Here is a 13,336-nt window from a genome sequence, read left to right as displayed (position 1 = left end):
CTGATTTCGACGTCTTGAGTTAATTCAAGCCGCGCCAACACTCTCGGTGACGCGATTTTTTCGCATATCCGGGGCCAGAACATCGGAAGGGTGGACGTGTCAGAACCAGCTTCGATTTCCACAAGTATTGCCGAGCGCTATGCCACGGCAGTCTACGAGATTGCCAAGGACGGCAAAGCTCTAAAATTTCTCGAAACTGATCTTGATGCGCTGCAGTCTGCCCTTGCAGACAGCGATGATTTCCGTGCCTTGATCCAGTCGCCGATCTATTCGCGCGACGAACAGGGCACTGCGATTGCCGCCATCGCGAAGAAGATGGATCTTTCGGATACGCTGGCCAACACACTGGCGCTGATGGCGCAGAAGCGCCGTCTCTTCGTGCTGCCGCAACTGGTCAAAACCCTGCGGGACATCATTGCCGCCGAGAAGGGCGAGGTGACCGCCGAGGTGGTGTCCGCCAAGGCGCTGACGAAAACGCAGGCTGAAAAGCTGGCCAAGACACTGAAGGCCTCCACAGGCAAAACCGTAACACTCAATGCGACCGTGGATGAAAGCCTCATCGGCGGTCTTATTGTTAAAGTTGGTTCGCGCATGGTTGATACCTCGATCCGCGCGAAACTGAATTCCCTCCAGAATGCAATGAAAGAGGTCGGATAAATGGGTATCCAAGCAGCAGAGATTTCTGCGATCCTGAAGGACCAGATCAAGAACTTCGGTCAGGAAGCCGAAGTTGCCGAAGTGGGCCGCGTGCTCTCCGTCGGCGACGGCATCGCGCGCGTCTACGGTCTGGACAACGTGCAGGCCGGTGAAATGGTCGAATTTCCCGGCGGCATTCAGGGCATGGCGCTGAACCTCGAATCCGACAACGTGGGTGTCGTGATCTTCGGCTCCGACCGCGACATTAAAGAAGGTGACACCGTCAAGCGCACCAACTCCATCGTGTCCGTGCCGACCGGTGACGAGCTGTTGGGCCGTGTTGTGGACGGGCTGGGCAATCCGATCGACGGCAAAGGCCCGATCAACGCCAAGACCTCCTCGGTGGCGGACGTGAAAGCGCCGGGCATCATTCCCCGTAAATCGGTGCACGAACCGATGGCGACTGGCCTTAAGGCCGTCGACTCGATGATCCCAATTGGCCGTGGCCAGCGCGAGCTGATCATCGGGGACCGTCAGACCGGCAAAACCGCCGTGGCGCTCGACGCGATCCTGAACCAGAAATCCTATAACGACGGCGCGGGCGACGACGAGAGCAAGAAGCTCTACTGCGTCTATGTTGCCGTCGGCCAGAAGCGCTCCACCGTGGCGCAGCTGGTGAAGAAGCTCGAAGAAACCGGCGCGATTGAGTATTCCATCGTCGTCGCCGCGACAGCCTCCGAACCGGCGCCGATGCAGTTCCTGGCGCCCTACGCCGCGACTGCGATGGCTGAGCACTTCCGCGACAACGGTCGCCACGCGCTGATCATCTATGATGACCTTTCCAAACAGGCCGTGTCCTATCGCCAGATGTCGCTGCTGCTGCGCCGCCCGCCGGGTCGTGAAGCCTATCCGGGTGACGTTTTCTATCTCCACTCCCGTTTGCTTGAACGCTCCGCGAAGCTGGGCGATGATGCGGGCAACGGCTCGCTGACAGCCCTGCCGATCATTGAAACCCAAGGTGGTGACGTTTCGGCCTTTATTCCGACCAACGTGATTTCGATCACCGACGGTCAGATCTTCCTCGAAACTGAACTCTTCTACCAGGGGATCCGCCCAGCTGTGAACACCGGTCTGTCGGTGTCCCGCGTTGGATCGTCCGCACAAACCAAGGCGATGTCTTCGGTCGCGGGTCCTGTGAAACTGTCCCTCGCGCAGTACCGCGAAATGGCGGCCTTCGCGCAGTTCGGCTCCGACCTCGACGCCTCCACCCAGCAGCTGCTGGCCCGCGGCGCGCGCCTGACCGAGCTGATGAAGCAGCCGCAGTATTCGCCGCTGACCAACGCCGAAATCGTCTGCGTGATCTTCGCAGGGACAAACGGCTACCTCGACAAGGTCGACGTGAAAGAGGTGGGTCGTTTCGAGGCGGGCATGCTGGCGCATCTGCGGGCCAAGCATCAGGACCTGCTCGACGACATCACCAACAACGACCGTAAGGTGAAAGACGATCTGGCAGACAGCATCAAATCGGCTCTCGACGAATTCGCCGCTGATTTCGCTTAAGAGGTAGGCCCATGCCCAGTCTTAAGGACCTTAAAAACAGGATCGAGTCGGTCAAATCGACCCGCAAGATCACCAAGGCGATGCAAATGGTGGCAGCTGCAAAGCTGCGCCGTGCACAGGAGGCTGCCGAACAGTCGCGCCCCTATACGGAACGGTTCAACGCCGTGATGGCAGGGTTGGCGGCATCGGTGGGCGGATCGGATTCTGCACCCAAATTGCTGTCGGGTACCGGCAGTGACAAGGTACAGTTGCTGATCGTGATGACCTCCGAGCGCGGCCTCTGCGGCGGCTTTAACTCGAACATCGCAAAACTGGCCCGTAGCCACGCTCAAAAGCTTCTGGCCGAAGGCAAAGAGGTAAAAATCCTCACCGTCGGCAAGAAAGGTCGCGATCAACTCAAGCGCGACTTCGGATCGCTTTACATTGATCACGTAGATCTGACCGAAGTCAAACGCGTCGGATACGCGGACGCGCAGGGTATTGCCAAGGATGTGCTCGCACGTTTCGATGCGGGTGAATTCGATGTGGCCACGCTCTTTTATTCGAAGTTCGTGAACGTCGTCAGCCAGATCCCGACCGCGCAGCAGATCATCCCGGCCACATTCGAGGAAGAGGAAGGGTCTGAGCCTTCCACGCTCTTTGATTACGAGCCGTCCGAAGAGGCCATTCTGGCCGACCTGCTGCCGCGCGGCGTGGCCACGCAAATCTTTGCAGGGCTCTTGGAGAACGGTGCGTCCGAGCAAGGCGCGCGGATGTCCGCGATGGATAACGCGACGCGGAACGCAGGCGAGATGATCGACAAGCTGACCATCGAATTCAACCGCTCGCGTCAGGCCGTCATCACCAACGAGCTGATCGAAATCATTTCCGGCGCAGAAGCGCTGTAAGAACAAACCGGAGAAACGACATGGCAAATGCAGTCGGAAAAGTAACCCAGGTCATCGGCGCGGTCGTCGATGTCCAATTCGAGGATCACCTGCCGGAGATTCTCAACGCGCTGGAAACAGACAACAACGGCAACCGCCTCGTGCTCGAAGTGGCGCAGCATCTTGGTGAGAATACCGTGCGTGCCATTGCGATGGACGCGACAGAGGGTCTGGTACGCGGTCAAGCCGTGACCGACACGGACGGTCCAATCTCGATCCCCGTGGGCAATGCCACGCTGGGCCGCATCATGAACGTCGTGGGCGAACCCGTGGACGAAAAAGGTCCGGTGAACGCCGATGAAAAACGCTCCATCCACCAGGACGCGCCGGAGTTTGCCGAACAGTCGACCACATCGGAAGTGTTGGAAACCGGCATCAAGGTGATCGACCTGCTGGCCCCTTATGCGAAGGGCGGTAAAATCGGCCTCTTCGGCGGCGCGGGCGTGGGTAAAACCGTTCTCATCATGGAATTGATCAACAACATCGCCAAGGTGCACTCGGGCTTCTCCGTGTTTGCCGGTGTGGGCGAGCGGACGCGTGAGGGCAACGACCTTTACCACGAGATGATCGAATCCAACGTGATCGACCCCGAAAACCTCGAGAACAGCCAGGTGGCCCTGGTCTACGGTCAGATGAACGAGCCTCCCGGCGCGCGGATGCGTGTGGCCCTGACCGGCCTGACCCTGGCCGAGCAGTTCCGCGACCAGTCCGGGACAGACGTTCTGTTCTTCGTGGACAATATCTTCCGCTTTACCCAGGCGGGCTCCGAAGTGTCTGCCCTTCTGGGCCGTATCCCATCTGCTGTGGGCTATCAGCCGACGCTGGCCACCGACATGGGCCAGATGCAGGAGCGCATCACCTCGACCAAAGCGGGTTCGATCACCTCGGTGCAAGCGGTCTACGTGCCTGCGGACGACCTTACCGACCCCGCGCCTGCGACATCCTTTGCGCACCTCGATGCGACAACGGTTCTCAGCCGTGCGATCTCCGAACTGGGTATCTACCCGGCGGTGGACCCGCTCGATTCCACATCGCGTCTGATGGACCCGGCGGTTGTGGGCGAGGAGCATTATCAGGTAGCGCGCGACGTTCAGGGTATCCTGCAACGTTACAAGTCGCTGCAGGACATCATCGCGATCCTCGGCATGGACGAACTCAGCGAAGAGGACAAGCTGACCGTGGCCCGTGCCCGGAAAATCCAGCGTTTCCTCAGCCAGCCCTTCGACGTGGCAAAGGTCTTCACTGGTTCCGACGGCGTGCAGGTGCCTCTGACCGAGACCATCGAGAGCTTCAAGGCGGTTGTGGCCGGTGAATACGACCACCTGCCCGAAGGTGCATTCTACATGGTGGGCGGCATCGAAGAAGTGAAAGCCAAAGCCGAAAAAATGGCGGCTGACGCCGCCTAAGGAGGTCTGAATGGCAGACACGACACAATTTGATCTGGTCTCACCCGAGCGGCGGTTGGCATCCGCCGCCGTCACTGCGGTGCAGATTCCAGGCGCTGACGGCGACATGACGGCGATGGCGGGCCACGCGCCCACGATCACCACCCTGCGCCCCGGCGTGCTGAGCACTGAAGGTCCGGATGGCACCTCTGAATACGTGGTCACCGGCGGTTTTGCCGAAATCACGGCAGCTGGTGTCACGGTGCTGGCCGAACGCGCCATGCCGAAGGCCGAGGTGACGGCGGACGACATGGCAGCGTTGATTAAAGAGGCTGAAGAGGCGTTGGCACATGCCAAGGAGACCTTTGTCAACGAGCCTGGCCCTGTCGACGACGCGGCCAAGCTGCTCGCCGATATGGTGGCTGTCGGCGATCATATACGCATCTGACTGGCGTCTCATTCTAACCGTCAAGAAGCCCCCGCTCCGCCGGGGGCTTTTTCGTTCTCCCTGTCCTCCCGCGCTGTCCTGCGCAGCCACGCCATAAAGATCCGCAGATTGGGCGAGCTCCGCCCAGGCACCGTCACCATGTGATAACCCAAGCCGTTGTCGCGCAGCGCCATAAGCTTCACAAGCTGCCCGGAGCGGATGTCACGCTCTACAATCGACTGCGGTTGCACGGTTACTCCCAGTCCGGCAAGCGCCGCTGACAACGCCAGCTCATTGGTGTTCAGCAATGTTACATCCAGTACCGCGAGATCAATTCCTTCACCTTCCACCACCCGGTGCTGCTCACGTTCATAGCTGTCCATCACCCAAGGCAGGTCGGTCAGATCATGCAGGCTACGCACTGCACGTCCGGCCACCAGATCAGGATGGGCCACAGCCCAATACGCCGCTTCGGTGAGCAGTTCTGCCTCCAGCTTCGGCCAGGACCCTGCACCATAGCGCACACCCAGATCGAAGCCCTCCTGCCGCAGGTCCACAACCGAGCAGCTGGGGTTGATGTTTACCTGGATCTCCGGGTGCTTGGACCAGAATTCTCCGATGCGTGGCATCAGCCAGCTGCCGGCAAAACCGGGCGTCACGGTGATGTTCACAGGTCGGTCCGCGTTGCGATCCCGCAAATCCGCGACCGCCTCTGCAATCGTCTGGAAGCCGTCGCCAAGCTGCTCTGCCAACGCCCGCCCGGCCGCTGTGGCCGCGACCCCGCGCCCCTGCCGCGTGAGCAAGTCTTCGGCGAAATCCTGTTCCAGCGCGCGCACATGCTGGGCCACCGCCGCATGCGTGACGTTCAGCTCACGCGCGGCGGCACTCAGGCTCTCGTGCCGGGCGGCCGCTTCAAAAGCCCGCAGCGCTGCGAGCGAAGGGATGTCATGCCAGTCCATAATGATAGCTCAACTTACATATATAAAACCATATTGCTTTGCTTCACGTCGCATCGCGCATGTATCATTGACCTACGCAGATGTACGAGGAGAACAACATGTTCACCATACTTTCAGATACGATCAGAATTGCAACCCTGCAGCGGACCTGGAATAGCCGCCGCGACTATCCTGAGGTGAATGGTTTGATGGCCGAGATGGAGCGCCGAGCAGGTCATAGAACAGGACGGTGGGCACGTTCAGACGGGCGCGTCCGGCACTGAACCCCGAGCGGTTTGACTGTGGCGGGCATGGCGGTGAAGCGCTATTCGACCGTGTCGATGTAAAGTTTCACCGCCGCGTACCAATCCGCATAAGCCCGGATCTCTGCGTTGCTGAGATCCGCGGCAATCCCGCTCATCACCTCGTGCTGCCGCTGCCCGGAGCGGAAGGCCTTGAGCTGGGTGTCGATGTAGATATTGGTCTCGCCGGCAAGGTTCGGCACATCGTCGGCCAGATGCATGCCGTCCGCCCCGTGACAGGCCACGCAGAGCGCGGGCGCCTCCGCGGGGTCGGCCGTCAGCTCCGCCCGCGCCTCATGCCCGCCGTACCAGGCCGCGAGATCGGCGATCTGTTGGTCGCTGAGGTTGGCGGCGACGATGGTCATCATCTCGTGTTCACGCGTGCCGTCGCGAAAGGCGGTGAGCTGGTCCCGCAGATAGCTCTCGGGCTCACCGCCGATATGCGGCGCAATCGGGATCGTGGCGAATCCATCCGCGCCGTGACAGGTGCGACATTGGCCCGAGATCTTGCGGCCCGCATCGCGGTCTCCCACGATCTCGGCGGCCATGGGGCCGGCGCACAAAAGCGCGCCGGACATGATCATGTGAAACAGCTTCACCGGGTGTAGGCGATGCGCCAGATCGCACCCGCGAAGTCATCTGAGACCAGCATCGAGCCGTCTTTCAGGAAGGCGATGTCCATCGGCCGCCCGCGATACTCTCCAGTCTCCTCGTTCAGCCAGCCATCCGCGAAGACCTGCGCTTCGACCGCATCGCCGGTTTCGGGATCAAGCGCCGTGAACATCACCCGCGCACCCACCGGCGTGGTACGGTTCCACGACCCGTGCTGCGCCCAGAAAATACCGCCCTGGTAGGCGTCGGGGAAGCTGTTGCCCTCGTAGAACTTCATGCCCAGATCCGCCGCATGCGCGGTCAGCTCCAGCTGCGGTTCAATGAAAGTGACGCCTTCGGGACGTGGATGCTCACTCTCGGACATGATCTCGACGCGCGAATTGGTCCAGGGAAAGCCAAAGTGCTGACCCGCTTCGGTCTGTCGGTTCAACTCACCGGGCGGAATGTCATCGCCCATGCCATCGACCTGGTTGTCGGTCCACCACAGCTCGCCCGTCTCGGGATGGAAATCCTGGCCCACGGAGTTGCGCACGCCACGCGTATAGACCTCGCGATCCGTGCCGTCAGTGTTGATGCGGATAATGCCGCCGATGCCGATCTTGTCGTACATCTCGACCTTCTCCGCGGGCTGCACATTGTGGGGCTGGCCGAGTGAGATATAGAGCTTGCCGTCCGGGCCCACGTCACAGACCCGCGCGGTGTGGTTGAAGCTCTCTTCCTCTGTCGGCACCAGGTCGCCCTGCGCGACCACAACGGCGACCGCCGGGTCAGGCCCTTCAAAGAAGAATTCAGCTGCCGGGAAATTCAACACCCTGTTACGCTCGGCAATGAAGAGAAAGCCATCCTTTGAAAAGCACGGCCCATTCGGAATGTCGAAGGTGATCGACGGTGCGAAATCCTTGACCTCATCCGCCACGCGGTTGCGGTCACGGTCCACTACGGACCAGACCTTGTCCTTGCGCGTACCCACGAAGGTTACCGTGCCTTGCGGCGCCACCGCCATCGAACGCGCGTCCGGCACAACCGCATAGAGGCTCACCTCGAACCCATCTGGCACGTTGATATGGGGGATGATGTTACTGAGTGCTTCTGCTCGATCTCCGGATTGATCGATCATTGTGAAGGTCGCATCGGTGCGCTGCATGTTGGATAACTTGTCCATGTTATCCTGAGCAGCGGCGTTACCGGCGATTACCGCGCCGAGCGCGGCACCTACGGCCACATTAATCAGTGTCATGAATTCCTCCCAGATTTTATGTTTCAGATGCCTCTCTCAGTAGGTTTAATCCTCTTTCGACTGCCGTCCGGCCATAACATCAACAAAGCCAAATTCTGTCAACAACCGCCGCGTGTGGGTGTAGGGGGTCGGAAAGCTGATGACTTCGATCCCTTTCAGATGGACAGGAAGGGTGGGGATCGGTGCCCTCATATGCGCAGTCCTTCGACAAGGATTTGGAAGACGCCGGAAACCGGCACCGCACCGGGGATCGCTTCCGTGTCGATTATTTGAAATAGCACTGCCTGCGAGGGTGCCAAGGCAGCCGGATTACTCCGCTGCGTAGGTTCCGTCGTAGATCGGGCTGAGCGTCTCCGCCTCGAAGAGCGAGGAGACGGACGTGCCGCTCCAGATGTTCAGGATCGCCTGGGCAAACACCGGCGCGGTGGGCACGACGCGGATGTTCGGAGCCTTCTGGATGGCCTCGGTGGGGGCAATGGAATCCGTGATGACCAGCGATTTCATCACCGAGTTGGTCACCCGCTCCACCGCCGGGCCGGACATAATGCCGTGCGTGATGTAGGAGTGCACTTCCTTGGCCCCGTTTTCGATCAGAACTTCGGCCGCCTTGCAGAGCGTGCCGGCCGTGTCACACATATCATCCACGATCAGGCAGGTTTTCCCCTTCACGTTCCCGATTACTGTCATTTCCGCAACCTCACCGGGTTTCTCACGGCGTTTATCCACAATCGCGAGGGGGGAGTTGATCCGCTTGGCCAACTCGCGCGCACGCGCCACACCGCCGACATCAGGCGAGACGATCATCAACTCGCCCATGCGCTTTTTGAACGTCGTTCGGATGTCCAGCGCAAAAATCGGCGAGGCATAGAGGTTGTCCACCGGAATATCGAAAAACCCTTGAATCTGAGCGGCATGCAGGTCCATCGTTAATACCCGCTCGATGCCCGTGCCCACCAGCATGTTGGCGACCAGCTTGGCGGTGATCGGCGTACGCGCCTTGGTCCGGCGATCCTGCCGGGCGTAGCCGAAATAGGGCAACACCGCGGTGACCCGCGCTGCTGAGGACCGGCGCAGCGCATCGGCCATGATCAGCAGTTCCATCAGGTTGTCGTTGGCCGGGTTCGAGGTCGATTGCAGGATGAACATGTCCTCACCGCGCACGTTCTCGAAAACCTCAACAAAAATCTCCCCGTCGTTGAACCGTTCGACCCGCGCGTCCACCAGCCCGACCTGCTTGCCTCGATGCATCGACATGCGCCGCGCGATGGCGTTGGCCAAGGGCATATTGGCATTGCCAGCGATCAGTTTTGGTTCTTGGACTTGGGGCATATTGAACATTTCCTGAAGAGCAGCGGGGGAAGTTTGTGACAGATTCGTGATGTTGACTTCACCTAACACGGCCTTACCAATCGGCAAAGAACCTCACACCTGTCAGGAGCCTCAAAATGGCGCATATCGACCTCTTTTTCTCTACGCTCTCCCCCTATGCCTACCTGGCCGGGAATAGGGCCGAGGAAGTTGCCGCAAAGCACGGGGCAACACTGACCTATAAGCCCTTTGACATCATGGCATTGTTCCCGCGGACAGGGGGGACGTCGCCCAAGGACCGGCATTTCAGCCGTGTGGAATACCGGGCACAGGAATTGGTGCGTCAGGCCAAGAAGCTGAACATGCCGTTCAATTTGAAGCCTGCGCATTGGCCGACCAACGGTGCGCCGTCGTCCTATGCTTTCATCGCCGCGCAAAATGCCGGAGGGGGCGATCTGGGCAAGCTGATGTTCGCGATCTGCCGGGCTGTCTGGGCGGAAGACAAGGATATCGCCGAAGACGCGGTCGTGCGCGCCTGTCTGGAGGAGGCTGGCTTTGATCCGACGCTTGCCGACAGCGGGTTGCTGGAGGGCGCGGAAACCTATGCGGCCAACCTGGAAGAAGCTGTTGAGCGCGGCGTCTTTGGATCACCTTTCTATATCACGGACAGCGGTCAGCGGTTCTGGGGACAGGACCGGATCGATGACCTGGATGCGCATCTCGCCGGTAGGATATGACCCCAGCGCCCAGGACCCATGCCCGGACGTTCGGGCATGGGAGCAGAGCGGCTCTGGCGATCCATTGCACGCTTGCGCATTCAGGCGCCTGGCGCGCTTTGGGTGCGGCATTGGAAGACCACTTTACGCTCACCGCGATTGATCTGCCCAGTCATGGCAAGAGCGACGACTGTGACCCGCAACGCGATTTGCACGCGCAATGCAGAGATGCTGCACTGGCGCATCTTTCTGACCCTGTGGATGTCATCGGCCATTCTTTCGGGGCAACGGTCGCGTTGAGAGTTGCGGTTGAATACCCGCATCTGGTACGCAGTCTGACTTTGATCGAGCCGGTATTTTTTGCGGCTGCCAGGGCGGATGCACCCGGGGCGATGGCTGCGCATGAAGTCGAGGCGGCGCCCTATTTTTCCGCGCTGGCGCAAGGGGACACCACGAGGGCAGCGCGGCTTTTCAACCGGTTCTGGGGTGACGGCACGAAATGGGACGATATTCCTGACGGGACGCGCCGCTATATGGCGGACCGGATGCACATCGTGCCAAGGCAGGCCGATGCCATTATAGAGGACAATGCCCGGATCATGGTCCCCGGTGCTCTGGACAAGGTCGCGATGCCAACCCTGCTGATCCAGGGAGATCAGACGGCTGACATCATCGACACGGTCAACAAAAGTCTGGCGGCGAGGATGCCAAATGCCAGACGGGCCTGGATCACGGGTGCCGGACACATGGCGCCCATTACTCATCCGCAGGCAGTAGCAGGTGAAATCCTAAAGCTGGTCGAAATGGCTTAGGAACAGGTCGATCTGTTCTGCGCTGATCGACCAGTCACAGACCAGACGTGCGGCCAGCATTTCCTCCGGGTCGTCTCCCGCCAGCGCACCTTCCCAGATGTAGTAATGCGCTCCCGCGTCATGCAGCCGTTGATGGATGCGCCGCGGGAACCGGGCAAAGATCATGTTGGCTTGCGGTTCGTGCAGGAACTCCGCCCCCCTGTCGCGGAGGCCCTGCGCCAGACGCGTGGCGTTTTCATTGGCGGCCCGGGCGGTCGTTAGCCAGGTGTCGTCTTCCAGATAGCCCACCATCTGCGCCGAGAGATACCGGTGCTTTGAGAAAAGATGCGCGCCGCGTTTGCGTCTCAGTTCGAATTCCCAGGCCTTGGACGGGTCGAAAAAGACAACGGCTTCCACGCCGAGACAGCCGTTCTTGGTGCCGCCGAAACTGACCACATCGACACCAGCTTTCCATGTCATGTTAGCCGCCGAACAGCCCAGAGCAACCAACGCATTGGCAAACCGCGCGCCGTCCAGATGTACCGGCAGATCGAAGAATTTCGCCACGGCTGTCAGGGCGCGCAATTCGTCCAATGTGTACACGCTGCCGCGTTCGGTCACCTGCGTGATGGAGACGGGACCGCGTTGTGGTCCGTGTACGCCGCGCACTTCTTCGGCTGTAATACGCGCCTGCAGCGCCTCGGGGGTCATCTTGTCGCCGCCCGGCACAAGGCTCAGCTTGGCGCCCCCGCTGTAGAATTCGGGCGCGTTGCACTCGTCTTCCTGAATATGCGCGACGTCTGTGCAGAAAACCGTCTGCCAGGGTTGGCTGTAGCAGGCCAGAGCGAGGGCATTCGCCGCCGTTCCGGTTGCGACCAGATAGACCGCTGCCTCCGGCGCCTCGAAAAGGGTGCGGATGCCGGTGCGCACGTCATCCATGAGCACATCAGCCCCATAGGGCATTGCGTAGCCTTCATTGGCCGCAAGGACGCGTTGCATCACCTTCGGATGGGCGGGGCCTGCGTTGTCAGAAGCGAAAAACATCAGACAGGTTCCTCTATAATATGCTCTTCCCATTCGTCTTCGGGGATATCGAACTCGCTCAGCGTCCACCCCTGAACCGACACGCCCGCGTCATGCACCGATTGCGCGGTGCCACTGATCAGCGGGTGCCAGTCGGGCAGGGGATCACCTTGCCACAGCAGACGGTAGGCACAGGTTTCGGGCATCCAATAGGCATGTGTGTCCAGATTGTCGGGCTTGAGCACAATGCAATCCGGCACGAACTGGTGCCGGTTGTCGTAGTGGGCGCAGCGACAGGTGGAATCGTCCAGCAGACGGCAGGCGATGCGGGTCAGGGCAACCGCGCCGCTTTCCTCATCCTCAAGCTTGTTCAGACAGCATTTCCCGCAGCCGTCGCAAAGCGATTCCCACTCCTTCTGGGTCATCTTCGCAAGCGGTTTGCGTTCCCAGAACCGGTCCTTCAACCCGCTGCGGTCAATCGGGTCACTCACAGCGCGCTCAATATGTTGCGCGCCCTTGCGCTGTCGGCGTCCATCTGGGCGATCAGCGCCTCCAGACCGTCAAATTTTTCTTCCGGGCGCAGATGCTCGACCAGGCCGACGGAGAGGGGGGTGCCGTAAAGATCCCCCTTGAAGTCGAAGATGAAGGTTTCCAGATTGGGTCGATTTTCGCCGAACATCGGCCGCACGCCCATGGAGGCGACGCCGTGGTAGCTGCCCTGATGCGGTCCTTCGAGCACGTCCACAAGCACCGCATAGACGCCGAAGGCAGGCGGGTGAAGCCCGTCGATCGACATGTTGGCGGTCGGATATCCCAATTCCCGTCCGCGCTGTTCGCCGCCGATCACCGGCCCCTCGATCCGGTGCCAGTGCCCCAGCATCTTTGCCGCCAGCCGGGGATTGCCATCGCTCAGCGCCGTGCGGATCGCGGTGGAGGAAACCGTATGATCCGAATGCGCAATCAGGGGGGCGATGGTGACGCCGAACCCCATTTCCTGTCCAAACGCTTGCAGATGCTCAGCCGTCCCGGCACGCCCTTTGCCAAAGCAGAAATCGGCGCCCACGATCACATGGCGCAGGCCAAACCCATCGGAAATGACCTTGCGGGCGAACTCTTCCGGCGAGAGAGCCGCGAGGGCGGCGTTGAAATTCAGTTCATAGAGCCGTTGCACGCCGAGCTTTTCCAATCGGCTTGCACGCGCTTCGGGGCCCATGAGCCGGAAGGGCGGCGCGTCGGGTGCAAAGAAACTGCGTGGATGCGGCTCAAAAGTGACGATGCCCAGCGGTGCAGCGGGCTCCGCACTGCGTGCCAGATCAATCACCGACTGGTGCCCCAGATGCACGCCGTCAAAATTGCCAATCGCGGCGCTGGCCCCACGGTTTTCAGGAGCGACAAACTGGTAGTCTCGGATGATCTTCATCCGTCTTGCCTAGCCGTCACGCGCAGGACACGCAAGCGCGCGCTTACGATCCGAG

Annotated in this window: 15 protein-coding genes; 7 read left to right on the top strand and 8 right to left on the bottom strand. The window is 60.5% G+C overall.

The window, feature by feature from the left end:
• The first annotated feature begins 96 nt into the window (after positions 1-96).
• Genes Q1A07_RS04205 through Q1A07_RS04185 form a run of 5 tightly spaced genes read left to right on the top strand, consistent with a single transcriptional unit; the run spans position 97 to position 4,955 of the window.
• Entirely contained in the window at positions 97-657 is a 561-nt protein-coding gene (locus Q1A07_RS04205) for a F0F1 ATP synthase subunit delta (protein ID WP_299778089.1), read from the top strand.
• Positions 658-2,196, top strand: a complete 1,539-nt coding sequence (atpA, locus tag Q1A07_RS04200; RefSeq protein WP_299778088.1) for a F0F1 ATP synthase subunit alpha — start codon at positions 658-660, stop codon at positions 2,194-2,196.
• An 11-nt stretch (positions 2,197-2,207) separates the two neighbouring features.
• Positions 2,208-3,083, top strand: a complete 876-nt coding sequence (locus Q1A07_RS04195) for a F0F1 ATP synthase subunit gamma (protein ID WP_299778086.1) — start codon at positions 2,208-2,210, stop codon at positions 3,081-3,083.
• Between the two features lie 20 nt (positions 3,084-3,103).
• Positions 3,104-4,528 (top strand): F0F1 ATP synthase subunit beta, encoded by a 1,425-nt coding sequence (atpD, locus tag Q1A07_RS04190; RefSeq protein ID WP_299778084.1) that lies wholly within the window; start codon positions 3,104-3,106, stop codon positions 4,526-4,528.
• A 10-nt stretch (positions 4,529-4,538) separates the two neighbouring features.
• Positions 4,539-4,955, top strand: coding sequence for a F0F1 ATP synthase subunit epsilon (locus Q1A07_RS04185; RefSeq protein ID WP_299778082.1), 417 nt, complete (start codon positions 4,539-4,541; stop codon positions 4,953-4,955).
• Between the two features lie 20 nt (positions 4,956-4,975).
• On the opposite strand, the gene Q1A07_RS04180 is transcribed toward Q1A07_RS04185, so the two are convergent.
• The 5 genes from Q1A07_RS04180 to Q1A07_RS04160 all read right to left on the bottom strand — a co-directional run bounded on the left by Q1A07_RS04180 (position 4,976) and on the right by Q1A07_RS04160 (position 9,352).
• Positions 4,976-5,893 (bottom strand): LysR family transcriptional regulator, encoded by a 918-nt coding sequence (locus Q1A07_RS04180; protein ID WP_299778080.1) that lies wholly within the window; start codon positions 5,891-5,893, stop codon positions 4,976-4,978.
• A 304-nt stretch (positions 5,894-6,197) separates the two neighbouring features.
• Positions 6,198-6,752, bottom strand: coding sequence for a c-type cytochrome (locus Q1A07_RS04175; RefSeq protein WP_299779157.1), 555 nt, complete (start codon positions 6,750-6,752; stop codon positions 6,198-6,200).
• Between the two features lie 17 nt (positions 6,753-6,769).
• Positions 6,770-7,948, bottom strand: coding sequence for a PQQ-dependent sugar dehydrogenase (locus Q1A07_RS04170; protein ID WP_299779155.1), 1,179 nt, complete (start codon positions 7,946-7,948; stop codon positions 6,770-6,772).
• Between the two features lie 120 nt (positions 7,949-8,068).
• Positions 8,069-8,215, bottom strand: coding sequence for a hypothetical protein (locus Q1A07_RS04165; protein ID WP_299778078.1), 147 nt, complete (start codon positions 8,213-8,215; stop codon positions 8,069-8,071).
• Positions 8,216-8,332: 117 nt separating this feature from the next.
• Positions 8,333-9,352 carry a ribose-phosphate pyrophosphokinase gene (locus Q1A07_RS04160; protein WP_299778076.1) on the bottom strand — a complete coding sequence of 340 codons (1,020 nt, stop codon included), beginning with the start codon at positions 9,350-9,352 and terminating at the stop codon, positions 8,333-8,335.
• Between the two features lie 116 nt (positions 9,353-9,468).
• Here Q1A07_RS04160 and Q1A07_RS04155 point away from each other — a divergent pair, with 116 nt between their 5' ends.
• Both Q1A07_RS04155 and Q1A07_RS04150 read left to right on the top strand, forming a co-directional pair.
• On the top strand, positions 9,469-10,068 hold the full coding sequence (locus Q1A07_RS04155; protein WP_299778074.1) for a 2-hydroxychromene-2-carboxylate isomerase: 600 nt from the start codon (positions 9,469-9,471) through the stop codon (positions 10,066-10,068).
• Positions 10,065-10,859, top strand: coding sequence for an alpha/beta hydrolase (locus Q1A07_RS04150; RefSeq protein WP_299778072.1), 795 nt, complete (start codon positions 10,065-10,067; stop codon positions 10,857-10,859). Before Q1A07_RS04155 ends, Q1A07_RS04150 begins: the two co-directional genes overlap by 4 nt.
• Here Q1A07_RS04150 and Q1A07_RS04145 read toward each other — a convergent pair.
• From Q1A07_RS04145 to Q1A07_RS04135, 3 genes are read right to left on the bottom strand one after another with little or no spacing between them, the layout of a single operon-like run.
• On the bottom strand, positions 10,836-11,882 hold the full coding sequence (locus tag Q1A07_RS04145; protein WP_299778070.1) for a low specificity L-threonine aldolase: 1,047 nt from the start codon (positions 11,880-11,882) through the stop codon (positions 10,836-10,838). The two genes, Q1A07_RS04150 and Q1A07_RS04145, sit on opposite strands and share 24 nt — an antisense overlap.
• Positions 11,882-12,352, bottom strand: coding sequence for a YcgN family cysteine cluster protein (locus Q1A07_RS04140; RefSeq protein WP_299778068.1), 471 nt, complete (start codon positions 12,350-12,352; stop codon positions 11,882-11,884). Before Q1A07_RS04140 ends, Q1A07_RS04145 begins: the two co-directional genes overlap by 1 nt.
• Entirely contained in the window at positions 12,349-13,281 is a 933-nt protein-coding gene (locus tag Q1A07_RS04135; protein WP_299778066.1) for a bifunctional riboflavin kinase/FAD synthetase, read from the bottom strand. Before Q1A07_RS04135 ends, Q1A07_RS04140 begins: the two co-directional genes overlap by 4 nt.
• Positions 13,282-13,336 lie beyond the last annotated feature (55 nt).

It is taken from the genome of uncultured Roseobacter sp., from assembly GCF_947492555.1.
Taxonomy (GTDB): Bacteria; Pseudomonadota; Alphaproteobacteria; order Rhodobacterales; family Rhodobacteraceae; genus Roseobacter.
Note: the sequence above shows the minus strand (reverse complement) of the source record. Positions and strands in the feature narration are given on the sequence as shown.

Coding starts and splice junctions, on each gene's coding strand:
- Q1A07_RS04180 (WP_299778080.1), bottom strand. CDS start 5,893: ATGGACTGGCATGACATCCCTTCGCTCGCAGCGCTGCGGGCTTTTGAA.
- Q1A07_RS04160 (WP_299778076.1), bottom strand. CDS start 9,352: ATGCCCCAAGTCCAAGAACCAAAACTGATCGCTGGCAATGCCAATATG.
- Q1A07_RS04145 (WP_299778070.1), bottom strand. CDS start 11,882: ATGTTTTTCGCTTCTGACAACGCAGGCCCCGCCCATCCGAAGGTGATG.
- Q1A07_RS04165 (WP_299778078.1), bottom strand. CDS start 8,215: ATGAGGGCACCGATCCCCACCCTTCCTGTCCATCTGAAAGGGATCGAA.
- atpA (WP_299778088.1), top strand. CDS start 658: ATGGGTATCCAAGCAGCAGAGATTTCTGCGATCCTGAAGGACCAGATC.
- Q1A07_RS04150 (WP_299778072.1), top strand. CDS start 10,065: ATGACCCCAGCGCCCAGGACCCATGCCCGGACGTTCGGGCATGGGAGC.
- Q1A07_RS04170 (WP_299779155.1), bottom strand. CDS start 7,948: ATGGACAAGTTATCCAACATGCAGCGCACCGATGCGACCTTCACAATG.
- Q1A07_RS04175 (WP_299779157.1), bottom strand. CDS start 6,752: ATGTCCGGCGCGCTTTTGTGCGCCGGCCCCATGGCCGCCGAGATCGTG.
- Q1A07_RS04155 (WP_299778074.1), top strand. CDS start 9,469: ATGGCGCATATCGACCTCTTTTTCTCTACGCTCTCCCCCTATGCCTAC.
- Q1A07_RS04135 (WP_299778066.1), bottom strand. CDS start 13,281: ATGAAGATCATCCGAGACTACCAGTTTGTCGCTCCTGAAAACCGTGGG.
- Q1A07_RS04195 (WP_299778086.1), top strand. CDS start 2,208: ATGCCCAGTCTTAAGGACCTTAAAAACAGGATCGAGTCGGTCAAATCG.
- atpD (WP_299778084.1), top strand. CDS start 3,104: ATGGCAAATGCAGTCGGAAAAGTAACCCAGGTCATCGGCGCGGTCGTC.
- Q1A07_RS04185 (WP_299778082.1), top strand. CDS start 4,539: ATGGCAGACACGACACAATTTGATCTGGTCTCACCCGAGCGGCGGTTG.